This window comes from Streptomyces sp. NPDC002055, from assembly GCF_040296705.1.
Taxonomy (GTDB): Bacteria; Actinomycetota; Actinomycetes; order Streptomycetales; family Streptomycetaceae; genus Streptomyces.
Window position 1 is genome coordinate 24,366 of record NZ_JBEOXS010000017.1, and the last position, 15,254, is coordinate 39,619.

Consider the following 15,254-nt stretch of genomic DNA (forward strand, 5'->3'; position numbering starts at 1 on the left):
TGTGTCCGTGCGCTGAGGCCTGCGCTGAGGGCCGTGCGCCTGGGGCCGTCGGTGCGGACCGCTCAGACGGTTTCGCCGACGGCCACCTGCGGCGCCGGCGCGTCCTCGCTCACGCTCCGCTCCACCGGCCCGGCGGCCCCGCGCAGCGGGACCTCCTTGACGAACCAGGCGGCCACGAAGGAGACGAGGCTGATCGCCGCGCCCCAGAGGAAGATGTGGTGGGTGCCCGAGGCGACCCCGTGCAGATAGGCGTCCTTGATCCCCGCGGGCAGCTGGGCCAGGCTCTTCGGGTCGAGCTGCGCCGAGGACGAGGTCACCGCGGCGCCCCGCGCGCCGACCCGTGCGGCCATGGTCTCCGACACCTGGTGGGTGAAGAGGGCACCGAAGATCGCGACGCCGAACGAGCCGCCGAGCGTCCGGAACAGCGTCGCGGACGAGGAGCCCACGCCGATGTCCTTCATCGCGACGCTGTTCTGCGCGACCAGCATGGTGATCTGCATCAGGAAGCCCAGGCCCGCGCCGAGCACCGCCATGTAGACGGCCGAGGTGGACCGGCTGGTCCCGGTGTCCATCAGGGACAGCAGGAACAGCCCGGTGGTCACCAGCGCGCCGCCCACGATCGGGAAGATCTTGTACTTGCCGGTCGAGGTGGTGACCCGGCCCGCGATCAGCGAGACGGCCGTCATCGAGAGCAGCAGCGGCAGGAGCAGCAGTCCCGAGCTGGTCGCGGAGGCGCCCTGCACCGTCTGCTGGTAGAGCGGCAGGAAGACCACCGCGCCGAACATCACGAAGCCCACGAAGAAGCCGATCAGCGTGATCAGCGTGAAGTTGGCGTTGCGGAAGATGTGCAGCGGCAGGACCGGCTGCGCCACGCGCCGCTCGACGACGAGGAAGGCCGCGATGGCGGCGACGCCGGTCACGCCGAGCCCGACGATCTGTGCCGAGCCCCAGGCGTACTCGGTGCCGCCCCAGGTGGTGATCAGCACGAGCGCGCTGATGCCGACGGTGAGCAGCACCGCGCCCGCGTAGTCGATGCGCCCCTGCGCCTTCTTCTTCGGCAGGTGCAGCACCGCCGTGACCATGGCCAGGGCCACCGCGCCGAGCGGCAGGTTGATGTAGAAGCTCCAGCGCCAGCCGAGGTGGTCGGTGATGGTGCCGCCGATCAGGGGGCCGCCGATGGTGGCGAGGGCCATCACGCCGGCCATCATGCCCTGGTACTTGCCGCGCTCCCGCGGGGGTATCAGCTCGCCGATGATCGCCATCACGCCGACGATCAGACCGCCGGCGCCCAGGCCCTGGAGCGCGCGGAAGCCGATCAGCTGCCCCATGGTCTGGGCCATCCCGGAGAGGGCCGAACCGGCGAGGAAGGTGACGATCGACGCGAGGAACATGCCCTTGCGCCCGTACATGTCGCCGAGCTTTCCCCAGATGGGAGTCGAGGCGGCGGTGGCCAGGGTGTAGGCCGTCACCACCCAGGAGAGATGGCTCAGCCCGCCGAGCTCGCCCACGATCGTGGGCATCGCGGTGCCGACGATCATGTTGTCGAGCATCGCCAGTAGCATCGCGATCATCAGCGCCAGCAGGACGACCCGCACATTGCGCGGTGCGGCCGCCTGCGGCGGCGCCGCTCCCGGTGCCTGAACCTGGGCCATGGGTACCACTCCCCCTGAGGTGCACTTACTTGCCGCCCGGCAAGTTGACTACACTCGGAAGGTAACCCGCTACTTGCCGGGCGTCAAGTAAGTTTCTCCGGGCCCGCGGCCCGGGCGAGCGCAGGAGAAGAGATGGGCAGCACAGGCCGGCCGCGCCGGGGCGACACCCGGCAGCGCATCCAGGACGTCGCCCTGGAGCTCTTCGCCGAGCAGGGATACGAGAAGACGTCCCTGCGGGAGATCGCCGAGCAGCTCGACGTCACCAAGGCAGCGCTCTACTACCACTTCAAGACGAAGGAGGACATCGTCCTCGGCATCTTCGAGGACCTGAGCAGGCCGCTGGACGAGCTGATCGAGTGGGCCCGCCGGCAGCCCCGCACCCTGGAGACCAAGCAGCAGATCGTCCACCGCTACAGCGCGGCCCTGCACGAGGCGGCCCCGCTCTTCCGCTTCATCCAGGAGAACCAGGCCACCGTGCGGGAGCTGAGCATCGGGGAGGGCTTCAAGGAGCGGCTGGTCTCGATGTTCGACCTGGTCAAGGACGCGGACGCGCCCCTGACCGACCAGGTCCGCTGCATCAGCGCGCTCTTCACGATCCACGCCGGGATGTTCGCGATGAAGGAGCTCGAGGGCGACCCCGACGAGAAGCGCGACGCCGTCCTGGAGGTCGCCCTGGAACTGGTGACCGCCGCCCACCACGCCGAGGAGCCGGGGCGGTAGCTCTCCGCCCGGCCGGGTCGGCGGCTCCACCGCCCGCCCGGGTCGGTCCGGCGGGTCCCGACGCAGCGGTGCCGCCGCCCGTCGCGGGCGGCGGCACCGTGGGTCACCGGCCCGCGGCGGGGCCGGTACCGGGAGCGTCAGGCGTGGACGCCGTGGCTCTTCAGGAACTTGATCGGCTCGACGGCGAAGCCGTAGACCGGGGCGGTCCGGGTCTCGAAGTGCAGGTGCGGGCCGGTCGAGTTACCGGTGCTGCCGGACTTGCCGATCTCCTGGCCGGTCTTCACGGTCTGGCCGGCGCTCACACCGAGCGTCGAGAGGTGGCCGTACTGGGTGTACGTCTTGTCGCCGTGCTTGATCACGATGTTGTTGCCGTACGAGCCGCCCCAGCCGGCCTCGACCACGGTGCCGCTGTGCGTGGCCTTCACCGAGGTGCCGGTGGGCACGACGAAGTCCTGGCCGGAGTGCTTGTTGGACCAGTGGCTGCCGCCGAGACCGAAGGTCGAACCCTTGGTGTAGTGGTCCACCGGCTTCACCCAGGTGGCCGGGTTGGCGAGCTTGGCGGCGCGCTTCTTGCGGTCCGCCGCGGCCTTCTCGGCGGCACGCTTCTTGGCCTCGGCCTTGGCGGCGGCCTTGGCCTTGGCCTTGGCCGCGTCCTTCTCGGCGGCCTTGTGCTGGCCGTCGGCCTGGGCCTGCACGGCCTGCGAGAGGGAACCGGCGGTCTTGGTCGCGAAGACGTCGTGCTGCGGGGCGGAGGCGTCCGCAGAGGCGAGCGCCACCCCGGAGCCCAGCGCGACCGAGGCCCCCATGCCCGCGGCCAGAACAGCGGCGCGACGACGCAGGACGGACTTGTTCGCGGTGGTGGTCTGGGTGTGCTTACGCATACGGCTTTCCTCCAAGAAGTGAATGAATCCCGGGGGCTTTCCGGAAATCGCTCATCCTTGGTAACCCGCCTTTCCGAGGGCGACAAGCGCCCTTTCTACTACCGTCGGCCGTATGGCCTCACACCCCCGCTCGACCCCCTCCATCTCCGCCCTGACCAGCACCTGAGGCCTTCCGACCCGCACAGACCACGGCGCCTGGCGGAAAATCCCTGGAACTCACCCACTCTCCGCTGCGATGACCTTGCAATATGAAGGAGAAGGGCCATTCTGCCCTCCGGAGGCATGAGTCCCGGGACCTTGGTCCCGATCTCCCCCAAAGCCATTCTCCTATTGTTTCTAGTAAGTGAGCCGGACCACGTGCGACACGTCACCCGCATATAAGATCCAAAGGCATTTCCGCGGGTCTTTCGCAGGTCCGTTTCGGGACCAAAGCCCCCGTCGGCCGCCGCGCCTTAGGCTGTCCCTCCAGCAGCCCGTGCGCGCGAACGACCCGCGCACGCCACACCACCGCCGGGGGGCCTGGGACGTGGATCCCGCAGCCATCGGCGCCCGACTCGCGTCGAGCGCCGTCGCACCGCTGATCAAGAAGCTGTTCGTGACCGAGGGGGCGGGCGGGGGCCTGGTCGACCGGCCGGTCCGGGTCTCCGGCCTGGTCTCCTTCCGGGGCGAGAAGCGCGCCCTGACCGAGCGCGACCTGCTGCGGCTGGCCTCGGAGCTGGTCGAGCGGGGGCAGCGGTCCGCGGGACCGCACGAGCGGGCGGCGGACGGGGACCGGGAGGCCGTCGTCCACACCCTCGCCCGGACGCTGCACGGCCTCGGCGACCTCGCCATGGACGACGTCCAGGCGGTGCGCCTCGGGCCCGCCGCCCTGGCGGGGACGCTCCGGCGGGCGAACGCCCGCGGCATCGCCGACCTCTCGTCCGACGCCACAGCCCTGCACGACGCCCTGCTCGACACCGCCTGCCTGCACATCCTGCACTTCTTCACCCAGCGGTCGGCCTTCGTCGCCCGCACCCTGGTGGAACAGAGCCAGGAGCTGCGCACGGTCCTCGCCCGGGTCGACGAGCTGATCGCCCGCACCCCGCGCCGCGGCGGCGAGGACGCGGCCTTCGAGGCCCGCTATCGGGCCCATCTGGCGCAGAAGCACGGCCGGCTCACGATCTACGGCATCGACCTGTCCGACTCCCCGGACCGCTGGCCCCTGGACGCGGCCTACCTCGGCCTGGAGGCGGCCGCGACGACCGCCGGTGCCACGACGATGGCGGGCAGCGGTGGCGACTGCCCGCAGGCCGCCCCGAACGGCCTGCACGACGTCCTGGCGCCCGTCTCCCGGCTCCCGGCCGACCATGCCTTCTCCGGGCACGACCGGGTCTTCCTGCGCGGCGTCGCGGGCTCCGGCAAGACCACCCTGGTCCAGTGGCTGGCGGTCTCCGCGGCCCGGCAGGACGACGCGGCTATGCCGTCCCGGCTCCGCGACCGCATCCCGTTCGTCCTCCCGCTGCGCTCCCTGATCCGCGACGGCGCCGGCCTGCCCACCCCCGACCGGCTGCTCGCCGCCGTGAACTGCCCGGTCGCCGGTACCCAGCCGGCCGGCTGGGCCGACCGGGTCCTGGCCGAGGGCCGGGGGCTGCTGCTGGTCGACGGCCTGGACGAGATCCCCGAGCGGCACCGGGCGCGCACCCGCGACTGGCTGCGGGACCTGCTCAGCGCCTTCCCGGGCAATCTGTGGCTGATCACCTCCCGCCCGTCCGCCGTCCGTGAGGGCTGGCTCGCCGACGAGGACTTCACCGAGCTGACCCTGGCGCCGATGAGCCGCGGGGACGTCTCGGCCTTCATCCGGCGCTGGCACGCCGCCGCCCGCCTCGACACCGATGACACCGAGCGCCTGGACGGCTACGAACAGGCGCTGCTGGCCGCCGTGGAGACCAAGCAGGACCTGGCCCGGCTGGCCACGAACCCCCTGATGTGCGGGCTGCTGTGCGCCCTGCACCGGGACCGGCGCGGCCACCTCCCCCGCGGGCGCAAGGAGCTCTACGACGCCGCCCTCTCCATGCTGCTGTCCCGCCGCGACCGCGAACGGGACATGCACGGCCCGGACAGCGTCGAGCTGAGCGAGGAGCCGCAGATCCAGCTCCTCCAGCGGCTCGCCTACTGGCTCATCCGCAACGGCCGCACCGAGCTGGAGCGCGACCACGCCCGGCGCGTCATCGCCGACGCCCTGCCCGCGGTACCGGCCGCGGCCGCCCAGGGCGACACCGACCGGATCTTCGGCCACCTCCTGGTCCGGAGCGGGCTGCTGCGCGAGCCGGCCACCGGAACCGTGGACTTCGTCCACCGCACGTTCCAGGACTACCTGGGGGCCCGGGCCGCCGTGGAGGCCTGGGACATCGGCCTGCTGATCAACAACGCCACGGACGCCCAGTGGGAGGACGTCATCCGGATGTCCGTGGCCCACGCCCGGCCCCGCGAACGGGCGGACCTCCTGACCCAGCTCCTCGCCCGCGGCGACCGGGCGACGGACGCCGCCGAGAGGTCCCGAATCCACCTCCTCGCCATGGCCTGCCTGGAACACGCCAGCGAGCTGGATCCCGCCGTGCGCACGGAGGTGGAGAGCCGGGCCGCGAGGCTCATCCCGCCCCGCAGCACCGAGGAGGCCCGCGCCCTCGCCGCGGCGGGACCGGTCGTACTGGAACTGCTCCCCGGCCCGGACAGGCTGCCGGAGGACGAGGCGGTGCACGTGGTCAGCGCGGCTTCACAGCTCGGCACGGACGCCGCGATCCCGCTCCTGAAGCGCTTCCGGCACCACCCGTCCCTCGGCGTACGCTCCCAGCTCGCGTGGACCTGGCAGCGCTTCGACACCGAGCGGTACGCGGAGGAGGTCCTGCGGCACCTGGACCCGGACGGTCTGGACTTCGTGGCCACCTCACGGGAGGAGCTCCGCATCCTGAAGTCGCTGGACCGCTGCTCCCGGCTGATGGTCAGAGGCGACTTCGAAGCCGGTGAGCTGCTGGACGTGGTCGACCCGGCCCGGCTCACTCACCTGCGGATCGAGTCCAACGCGGTGATCACAGACCTCGCACCGCTGCGGGAGTGCACGGCGCTAAGCAGCCTGTGGCTGCGGTCCTGCCCAGGGATCTCCGACCTGTCCCCGCTCGCGGACACACCGGTGCACTCCTTGCTGCTGGACGACGTCCCGGCCTCCCACGCACTCACCGGGCTCTCCGAGCTGTCCGCCCTCACCTCGCTGTTCCTCTACGATCCGCTGCCGCAGGACTGGCTCGCCATGCTCCCGGCCGATGCACCACTCGAGGCTCTCTACCTGCGCGAGCCCGTCGATGACGCCGTCCTCGGGATCTCTGCCTGGCCGGACCTCCGTTTCCTGCACCTGAACATGTCACGGCACCTCGGCCCGGCTCACTGGGAGGAACTCTCCCGACTCCCCTCATTGAGTTCCCTGGGATTCGGTCTGACCGCCACCGCGGCACCGCTCCGCGTCCCTGACGGCTTCGCCCTGCCCGGCCTGCGGGACCTGCACCTGCTGAACATTCAGGTTGCGGACGATGTTCTCGCCACAGTGCTGTCAGCGCTCCCCAGCGTCGTCCCGGGGCTGCACAACCTCAGCTTGGGCAGCCCCCGGGATCCGATGCCGACAGCCGATCTGTCGTGCCTGGCCGGGCTGGACGAGCTCCGCAGCGTCAGCCTGTACAACGTCCGCCCGGCCGACGGCACGCGAGACCTCCCCGGCGTGCGCCTCACCCTCACCCCCCGCCCCCGGGACTGACCCTCCGGAACAGGGCCGGCACACCCGCCCCTGGCACAGCAAAAGGCCGGCCCCGAACCGTGATGCACGGTTCGGGGCCGGCCCTCGTCGTCCAGCAGCCGCCGGAGCGGCCGTCGGCAGGACCTACGCGTCCTTGCTCAGGTTCGGACCCGAGCCACCCGCCGCCGACTCGATCGGAGGAACGTCCGGCAGAGCCGACTTCTCCTCGCCGCGGAAGGTGAACTTCTTGTCGTCACCCTCGCCCTCGATGTCGACGACCACGATGTGACCGGGGCGCAGCTCGCCGAAGAGGATCTTCTCCGACAGCACGTCCTCGATCTCCCGCTGGATCGTCCGGCGCAGCGGCCGGGCGCCCAGGATCGGGTCGTAGCCCCGCTTGGCCAGGAGCGACTTGGCGGCGCCGCTGAGCTCGATGCCCATGTCGCGGTCCTTGAGCCGCTCGTCCACCTTGGCGAGCATGAGGTCGACGATCTGGATGATGTCTTCCTCGGTGAGCTGGTGGAACACGACCGTGTCGTCGACACGGTTGAGGAACTCGGGCCGGAAGTGCTGCTTGAGCTCTTCGTTGACCTTGTTCTTCATCCGCTCGTAGCCGGTCTTGACGTCACCCGTGGCGGCGAAGCCCAGGTTGAAGCCCTTGGAGATGTCCCGGGTGCCGAGGTTGGTCGTCATGATGATGACCGTGTTCTTGAAGTCCACGACCCGGCCCTGGGAGTCGGTCAGACGACCGTCCTCCAGGATCTGCAGCAGCGAGTTGAAGATGTCCGGGTGGGCCTTCTCGACCTCGTCGAACAGCACGACCGAGAACGGCTTGCGGCGCACCTTCTCGGTGAGCTGGCCGCCCTCCTCGTAGCCGACGTAGCCGGGAGGCGAGCCGAAGAGCCGCGAGACGGTGTGCTTCTCGCTGAACTCCGACATGTCGAGCTGGATCAGCGCGTCCTCGTCGCCGAAGAGGAACTCCGCCAGCGTCTTGGACAGCTCGGTCTTACCCACACCGGACGGACCGGCGAAGATGAACGAGCCGCCCGGGCGCTTCGGGTCCTTCAGACCGGCGCGGGTACGGCGGATCGCCTGCGACAGGGCCTTGATGGCGTCCTTCTGGCCGATGACGCGCTTGTGGAGCTCGTCCTCCATGCGCAGCAGCCGCGAGGACTCCTCCTCGGTGAGCTTGAAGACCGGGATGCCGGTGGCCGTCGCCAGGACCTCGGCGATCAGCTCCTCGTCCACCTCGGCGACGACGTCCATGTCGCCGGCCTTCCACTCCTTCTCCCGCTTGGCCTTCGCCGAGAGCAGCTGCTTCTCCTTGTCGCGGAGAGAGGCCGCCTTCTCGAAGTCCTGGGAGTCGATGGCCGACTCCTTGTCCCGGCGCACGTCGGCGATCTTCTCGTCGAACTCGCGCAGGTCCGGCGGAGCGGTCATCCGGCGGATGCGCATCCGGGAGCCTGCCTCGTCGATCAGATCGATCGCCTTGTCCGGCAGGAAGCGGTCGGAGATGTAGCGGTCGGCCAGGGTGGCGGCCGCCACGAGGGCCGAGTCCGTGATCGAGACGCGGTGGTGCGCCTCGTAGCGGTCCCGGAGGCCCTTCAGGATCTCGATGGTGTGCGGCAGCGACGGCTCCGCGACCTGGATCGGCTGGAAACGGCGCTCCAGCGCCGCGTCCTTCTCCAGGTGCTTGCGGTACTCGTCGAGCGTGGTCGCACCGATGGTCTGCAGCTCACCGCGGGCCAGCATCGGCTTGAGGATGCTGGCGGCGTCGATCGCGCCCTCGGCGGCACCCGCACCCACCAGGGTGTGGAGCTCGTCGATGAACAGGATGATGTCGCCGCGGGTGCGGATCTCCTTGAGCACCTTCTTCAGGCGCTCCTCGAAGTCACCGCGGTAGCGGGAGCCGGCGACCAGGGCGCCCAGGTCGAGGGTGTAGAGGTGCTTGTCCTTGAGGGTCTCGGGCACCTCGCCCTTGACGATGGCCTGGGCCAGGCCCTCGACGACCGCCGTCTTGCCGACGCCGGGCTCGCCGATGAGCACCGGGTTGTTCTTGGTACGGCGGGAGAGTACCTGCATGACCCGCTCGATCTCCTTCTCGCGCCCGATGACCGGGTCGAGCTTGGATTCGCGGGCGGCCTGCGTCAGGTTGCGGCCGAACTGATCCAGCACGAGGGAGGTCGAGGGGGTGCCCTCGGCCGGGCCGCCGGCGGTGGCGGCCTCCTTGCCCTGGTACCCGGAGAGCAGCTGGATGACCTGCTGCCGCACCCGGTTCAGATCGGCGCCCAGCTTCACGAGGACCTGGGCGGCGACGCCCTCGCCCTCGCGGATCAGGCCGAGCAGGATGTGCTCCGTGCCGATGTAGTTGTGGCCGAGCTGGAGGGCCTCGCGGAGCGACAGCTCCAGGACCTTCTTGGCACGGGGGGTGAAGGGGATGTGCCCGGACGGAGCCTGCTGGCCCTGCCCGATGATCTCCTCCACCTGCTGCCGGACCGCCTCGAGCGAAATCCCGAGGCTCTCCAGGGCCTTAGCGGCGACACCCTCACCCTCGTGGATCAGGCCCAGGAGGATGTGCTCGGTGCCGATGTAGTTGTGGTTGAGCATCCGGGCTTCTTCCTGAGCCAGGACGACAACCCGCCGCGCACGGTCGGTGAACCTCTCGAACATCGTTAATCGCTCCTCAGAGCGGTCAGAAAGATCGGGGACGATCCCCTCCCTGTCCTTCCGCATGCTAGTCCCGCTACGGGGGACAGCTCATTCCAACTGCCGACACCGTCCTTGGCCTCCTGCCCCGAACAGCCGACAACAGCTCCAACCCGATGGTGCGAGACGATGTTCCCGCAGGCCAGGCGGATATCCACCATGACGCTACGCCGATGGCGAACGCCATCCCGGCCGGACCTGCGCGTCGCCCCTCCCACTAGGAAAGTTCTTACCCGCACGCACTGACACTCCATGCGGCGTGGGCCGGTTCCATCCGCTACGGGCGAACATCCTTGCGCGCCCGTACACCTCCACACGCCCCCGCCTCTACCACGGTGAGTACCCGGTCGCCAACTGTGCGTAACCCCGCGGGACTCGGCCGGTTGCTCCGGGCATGGCCCGCTTCGCGCGCCGTCCCCGCCGGCCGTCCGCGGTCGATACCGACGCTGTCCGCACCGACGCCGGGCGGCGTCGCCGTAGCACCGGGACCGGCTCGGCCGGGAGACCACTGGCGGCGCCTCGCGGGGAGCTGCCGCCCGGGGAGCGGTTCGACGCCCTCGGACTGCCCGCGGACGCCGGTGCCGCGGTGCCGCGACGGATGCCGCGCACCGGACCGGTCGCCCGGCAGGGGCTCAGGATGCGCGTACCGATCGCCGCGGGCGGCGCGGACCGGCTGCCGGAGCCGCTCGACCGGCCGGAGTGGGGCGGCGTGCGCCTGGACCCGGTCGCCCTCGGCGGCCGCATCCCGGGCCCCGCTCCCGACGGACTGGCGGGAGGCCGCCGACGGCCGGAGCGTTCCGGTGTGGCTGCGGCCTCCCGAGCCGGGGAGTGCGGTGGAGCAAACGCCCACCGCGGCCCTGGGCAGCGGGGGCGGCGGCCCGGGCGCTCCCGACCTCGTACAGCTGGTGGGCGCTGCGGCGGCGGAAGTCCACCGGGCCCGGTTGCTGCGCGCTGCGAGCGCTCAGCCGTTCGCCTTCTCGTACGCCTCGCGCACGGTGGCGGGGACGCGACCGCGGTCGTTGACCTCGTAGCCGTTCTCCTTCGCCCAGGCGCGGATCTTCGCGGTGTCCTGGCTGCCACCGGAGGAGGAGCGGGTCTTGCTCCGGCCGGCGGCGGCACGGCCACCGGTGCGACGGCCGCTCTTGGCGTAGGGCTCCAGCAGCCCGCGGAGCTTGTCCGCGTTGGCGGTGGTGAGGTCGATCTCGTAGGTCTTGCCGTCCAGCGCGAACGTCACGGTCTCGTCCGCCTCGCCACCGTCGAGGTCGTCGACAAGAAGGACCTGAACCTTCTGTGCCACTGGATTTCCTTTCATCGAAAAAGCAGTACGCGGAAAGGAAACCGCCTTTTCCGGAAAAACACAAACCCCCGGGTGAGGTTCAGCTGCCTTCACGACGGGAAACGTACGCGTTTCGGACATAGAGCGCCGTCGTTCACAGATGCAGAAGCATCCGGCTGTTGCCGAGGGTGTTCGGCTTCACCCGTTCGAGACCGAGGAACTCGGCCACACCCTCGTCATAGGAACGCAGCAGCTCGCTGTACACATCGCCGTCCACCGGCGTCTCCCCGATCTCGACGAACCCATGCTTCCCGAAGAAGTCCACTTCGAAGGTGAGGCAGAAAATGCGCCGCACCCCGAGCCAGCGCGCGGTCTGCAGCAGCTTGGCGAGCAGGTGGTGCCCCACTCCGGTGCCCTTCAGGGCCCGGTCGACGGCCAGCGTGCGTACCTCCGCGAGGTCTTCCCACATCACGTGGAGCGCGCCGCAGCCGATGACTTCGGCGTCCTCGTCGCGCTCGGCCACCCAGAACTCCTGGATGTCCTCGTAAAGGGTCACCATCGCTTTGTCGAGCAGGATCCCATCGCGCACGTAGCCGTCGAGGAGGCGGCGCAGCGCGGGTACATCGCTCGTTCTGGCCCGGCGGACAGTGACCTCTTTTGATACTGGGGACATGTGCGGACGCTATCGCTCCGCGTCTCCCGGGGTGCCATCGGGATCGTCGAGTTGTACGACGCGCATGGCATCGCGCAGCGCTTCCCGCTGTTCCGCGGACATCATGCCGAAGAACGCGACGAGAGCGGCCGCGGGGTTGTCACTCGTGGACCAGGCCTCGTTCATGAGTGCGGCCGAGTAGGCGGCGCGGGTGGAGACCGCCTCATATCGATAGGCGCGGCCTTCTGCTTCCCGCCGCACCCAGCCCTTCTGATACAGGTTGTCCATTACGGTCATGACCGTCGTGTAGGCGATCGAGCGTTCCTGCTGAAGGTCTTCAAGGACTTCCCGAACGGTGACCGGGCGGTTCCACTGCCACACCCGCGTCATCACCGCGTCTTCCAGGTCACCCAATCGTCGAGGCACATTGGAATAATAGTGGCAGATGTCCTGAATGCCGGTTGATTTCCTCAGCAAAAAGGCGTACGACCGGGACGGGTGTTCCCGGTCGTACGCCTGTTGTCGCTGCGGTCCGCCTGCTGGTCGCCGCGGAGGGTCAGGCCCGCGCCTCGCCGGTGCGCCGAGCCGGCGTCGCGTTCGTCTCGCGGGAGAGCGCCGCGTCGACCGCCGCGTCCTCCTTGGACTTGTTCGCACCGCCCTGACTCTTCACCATCGTGACGACGAGTGCGATGAAGGCAATGGCCATCACCACGGAGGGCAGAAGCGCGGAGATGTATTCCATGCCTCCAGAGTAGCCAGTCAGCCCGCGGCCAATTGCCGGAGCCCCTCGGAGGGCGGCCCCTGCCGCCGGCGGCGCGGCGGGAACACCTCGGCCGGGGTGGGCACCGGGCGGCCCCGGCGCTCCTCCGTATCCGGTTCACGTGGGCTTTTCTCCGGCTTGGCCCCGGGCTCCGCCTTCGGGTCGGCCTGGGGTTCCGCCTTGGGTCCGGGCCGCGGCTCGGGCTTCGGCTCGGACGGTTCGTCGGCGGCGCGCCCGCCGGGCAGCACCACCGGCCGGGCCGGGGGCGGGGCGGGCGCGGCCTGCGCCTGCCGGACCAGCCGGGAGCGGAGCGCGCGTTCGGCCAGCGCTTCGCACCGGTGCAACAGCACACGCCGGCGTTCCGTCTCGGCCTCCCCGGCCGGTTCCGCGCAGAGTCCGCGGAGGGCGGCGAGATCCTCGGCGCCCGGGAGGTAGCCGTCGGCCAGTACCTCGCGGAGCTGCGTCAGGTACGCGGTGGCGGCACCGGGGAGGGCGGCGCGGGAGCGGGCCAGGTCGGCGAGGAGGAAGGCGCGCAGCCTGCCGCCCTCGCGGACCGCCTCGTCCACGGCCCCGGCGAGACGGAACAGCTTCTGCACCTCCTCCTCCCGGTCGGGCCCGAAGGAGTCGGAGGCGGGCTGCAGGGCGAGGGCGAGGGCGCGGCGCACGACGCACAACTCTGCTGCGCTGAACGCCATGGCACCGCGGGAACCGTAGGGCGTGGGCATGAGCCGACTTTAAGTGCTAAGCGGACAAATTTCCCATAGCGCACCCCACCGGGGGTGTCGGCCCGGCGGCCGGTCCGGAGCCCGGTGACGGGCGGCCGGGGGAGGCGCCGGGCGGGAAACCGCCGGGGCCCGGGACCGCCTCCGGATGCGGGGGCGGTCCCGGGCCCGTCGGGCTCAGGTGCGGGCCGTGCGCTCAAGTACGGGCCGCGCGTACCGGACTCGGGTGCGGCCGGAGCGAACCGGACGCGGGGGCGTCCGGTACGCGCCGGACGCGGGTGCGGCTAATGCGTCCCGGAGCCGTTGCCGCGGCGCCGGGCGAAGAGCAGCGCCCCGACGCCGGCGCCGAGCGCCACCAGCGAGCCGACGGCCGCCAGGGTGACGCCGCGCGCACCGGTGCTGGCCAGCGACCCGCCCGACGTCGTGGTGCCGGAGCCGCCGGTCGTCGTGCTCCCCGTCTCCGAGGTGCCGCCGTGGGTGCGGGGTCCGGAGCTGTCGCCGCCGCCCTCGCCGCGGCCGCCCGTCGCGCCCCCGGTGCCCGTACCGCCGGTGTCCTTGCCGCCGGTGATCTTCACCGGGACGGCGGCGGTGTCGTTCTCCGGGCGGGGGTCGCGCGTCGGGTGGTCGTCACGGTCCCGGACGACGACCTTGCCCTCGGCCCCCTTCACCTTCTTGTCGATGCGGATGTTGAAGACGAGCGACTCCTGCTCCCCCGTGCCGAAGGTGTCGTCGAGGTTGCAGACGTACGTCCGGCTGCCCGCGCTCCGGCGCGAGCAGGCCCAGTCGTCGTCCTCGCCGGGGAAGGGGATCGAGGTGATCGTGGTGCCCCGCGGCGGGGTGACCTCGTAGGTGCCCGCGCCGTGGCCGCTCGCGTCGGAGAGGTCCATGGAGCCGGGGCCGGCGTTCCGGGCGCCCAGGGTGACCGGCACGGTCTGCCCGACCTTGCCCTTCACCGTGCCGGTGACCGCCTGGTAGTCGGCGTGCTGGGTGGTGGTGACGTCGGCGTGGCCGCCGTAGCCCTGGAAGCCGGTGTCCTCGGCCTTCTTCAGGGTGAGCGGGGCGCCGTCGCCCGTCCGGTCGTACTCACCGGGCTGCTCGTTCTCCCAGGGGTCGTCGGCGCCGTTCACCCACGCGTGGTAGCCGACGCTGCCGTACATCAGGTCCTCGGCGGCGGTGTAGCGCAGCGGCTTGCTGAACTCGAGGGCCGCGCCGGGCTCCAGCGGGGTGTCGAACACGCAGTACGCGGAGGTGTCCGCCCAGGACTTGTAGTGGCAGTTGCTGTGCTCCCGGGCGATCCTGACGCCGTCGGACCCGTACAGCTTGAAGCCGACGCCCTTCTCGGCGGGCAGCCGGCCGTGGTTGGCGACGGCCGGGGTCAGCTCGACGGTCGAGCCGGGGGCGACGTCGTTCAGCGGCGCGTGCTTGCGCTCGACGAGGTCCGGGCGGTCGACGAAGACCTTCGTCTCGGCCTTCACGGCCGGGGCGTTGGAGGCGGTCGCGGAGTACCGCACCGTGCCGCCGAAGCCCGGCTTCACGTCCTTCGCGCCCCGGAGGTAGAAGGGCTGGACGCTGGTCTTGCCGTCGATCGAGCTGTAGGTGCAGGTGAAGACCAAGTCCTTGGCCGTACAGTCGCCGTTGGCCGGCCGGACGTCCGCCTTGCCCAACAGGTCGGAGGCGTCGATGGTCAGCTTCACGTCCTTGGCGAGCGGCTCCTCGCCCTCCACCCGCTCCAGGTTGAGGTGGAGCAGGAAGAGGGAACCGCCCTGCGGGCCCTGGTCCGCCGCGAAGGTGTAGTACCGGGCGGGCGCCTGGATCAGCAGCGTGGGATCGACGGCCAGCGCCGGCCCCGTGCCGAGACCGGTCGCCAGCGCGAGCACGGCTCCGGCCGTCACCACCCGTGCCGTCGTTCCTCGGTGCCCCATATTCCCCACCCATCCCGTTCTGCTCATCTGTGGTCCCAGGCAAGACCGGTGAGGGGGGCGGATGGTTGCGTCCGGCCGGAAAGAGACCCCGGAACGGCCGGTACCGTACGGAGATCGGCGCCATCGTGACGGAGGGTGCCATCGTGACGGCGGCGCCGGGGTGGGTGCGGCCGGCGCCGGGCGGTGGGGCCCAGCGGCGCCGG

11 protein-coding genes are annotated in these 15,254 nt (G+C 70.8%); 2 read left to right on the forward strand and 9 right to left on the reverse strand.

Translation table 11 applies throughout. The features are described from left to right. Positions 1–62: 62 nt before the first annotated feature. Positions 63–1,652, reverse strand: coding sequence for an MDR family MFS transporter (locus ABT112_RS13015; RefSeq protein ID WP_351508737.1), 1,590 nt, complete (start codon positions 1,650–1,652; stop codon positions 63–65). Between the two features lie 132 nt (positions 1,653–1,784). Between ABT112_RS13015 and ABT112_RS13020 the strand changes: the two genes are divergently transcribed. Next, positions 1,785–2,372: a TetR/AcrR family transcriptional regulator gene (locus ABT112_RS13020; protein WP_351508739.1), complete on the forward strand. Its 588-nt coding sequence runs from the start codon at positions 1,785–1,787 to the stop codon at positions 2,370–2,372. Positions 2,373–2,509: 137 nt separating this feature from the next. Here ABT112_RS13020 and ABT112_RS13025 read toward each other — a convergent pair whose 3' ends face one another. Further along, positions 2,510–3,253 carry a M23 family metallopeptidase gene (locus ABT112_RS13025; protein WP_351508742.1) on the reverse strand — a complete coding sequence of 248 codons (744 nt, stop codon included), beginning with the start codon at positions 3,251–3,253 and terminating at the stop codon, positions 2,510–2,512. A gap of 526 nt (positions 3,254–3,779) precedes the next feature. On the opposite strand from ABT112_RS13025, the gene ABT112_RS13030 reads away from it, so the two are divergent. Further along, positions 3,780–7,034 carry an NACHT domain-containing protein gene (locus ABT112_RS13030; protein WP_351508744.1) on the forward strand — a complete coding sequence of 1,085 codons (3,255 nt, stop codon included), beginning with the start codon at positions 3,780–3,782 and terminating at the stop codon, positions 7,032–7,034. A gap of 123 nt (positions 7,035–7,157) precedes the next feature. Here the strand turns inward: ABT112_RS13030 and ABT112_RS13035 are convergent, their stop codons facing one another. From ABT112_RS13035 to ABT112_RS13065, 7 genes are all read right to left on the reverse strand, one after another. Then, positions 7,158–9,683, reverse strand: a complete 2,526-nt coding sequence (locus tag ABT112_RS13035; protein ID WP_351508746.1) for an ATP-dependent Clp protease ATP-binding subunit — start codon at positions 9,681–9,683, stop codon at positions 7,158–7,160. Between the two features lie 997 nt (positions 9,684–10,680). After that, a complete protein-coding gene (locus tag ABT112_RS13040; protein ID WP_351508747.1) occupies positions 10,681–11,016 on the reverse strand; it encodes a histone-like nucleoid-structuring protein Lsr2 in 336 nt (111 codons plus the stop codon). A gap of 133 nt (positions 11,017–11,149) precedes the next feature. Then, complete coding sequence (locus ABT112_RS13045; RefSeq protein WP_351508749.1) at positions 11,150–11,668, reverse strand: amino-acid N-acetyltransferase; 519 nt, start codon at positions 11,666–11,668, stop codon at positions 11,150–11,152. A gap of 9 nt (positions 11,669–11,677) precedes the next feature. Then, a complete protein-coding gene (locus ABT112_RS13050) occupies positions 11,678–12,073 on the reverse strand; it encodes a BlaI/MecI/CopY family transcriptional regulator (protein ID WP_351508751.1) in 396 nt (131 codons plus the stop codon). Between the two features lie 130 nt (positions 12,074–12,203). Next, the gene (locus ABT112_RS13055; protein WP_351508753.1) at positions 12,204–12,389 is read right to left on the reverse strand and encodes a hypothetical protein; all 186 of its coding nucleotides are present in this window, start codon (positions 12,387–12,389) and stop codon (positions 12,204–12,206) included. A 17-nt stretch (positions 12,390–12,406) separates the two neighbouring features. Next, complete coding sequence (locus tag ABT112_RS13060; protein WP_351508756.1) at positions 12,407–13,132, reverse strand: hypothetical protein; 726 nt, start codon at positions 13,130–13,132, stop codon at positions 12,407–12,409. A gap of 281 nt (positions 13,133–13,413) precedes the next feature. Further along, positions 13,414–15,051, reverse strand: coding sequence for a hypothetical protein (locus tag ABT112_RS13065; RefSeq protein WP_351508757.1), 1,638 nt, complete (start codon positions 15,049–15,051; stop codon positions 13,414–13,416). Positions 15,052–15,254: the final 203 nt, after the last annotated feature.

Coding starts and splice junctions, on each gene's coding strand:
- ABT112_RS13025 (WP_351508742.1), bottom strand. CDS start 3,253: ATGCGTAAGCACACCCAGACCACCACCGCGAACAAGTCCGTCCTGCGT.
- ABT112_RS13065 (WP_351508757.1), bottom strand. CDS start 15,051: ATGGGGCACCGAGGAACGACGGCACGGGTGGTGACGGCCGGAGCCGTG.
- ABT112_RS13015 (WP_351508737.1), bottom strand. CDS start 1,652: ATGGCCCAGGTTCAGGCACCGGGAGCGGCGCCGCCGCAGGCGGCCGCA.
- ABT112_RS13035 (WP_351508746.1), bottom strand. CDS start 9,683: ATGTTCGAGAGGTTCACCGACCGTGCGCGGCGGGTTGTCGTCCTGGCT.
- ABT112_RS13020 (WP_351508739.1), top strand. CDS start 1,785: ATGGGCAGCACAGGCCGGCCGCGCCGGGGCGACACCCGGCAGCGCATC.
- ABT112_RS13055 (WP_351508753.1), bottom strand. CDS start 12,389: ATGGAATACATCTCCGCGCTTCTGCCCTCCGTGGTGATGGCCATTGCC.
- ABT112_RS13045 (WP_351508749.1), bottom strand. CDS start 11,668: ATGTCCCCAGTATCAAAAGAGGTCACTGTCCGCCGGGCCAGAACGAGC.
- ABT112_RS13060 (WP_351508756.1), bottom strand. CDS start 13,132: ATGCCCACGCCCTACGGTTCCCGCGGTGCCATGGCGTTCAGCGCAGCA.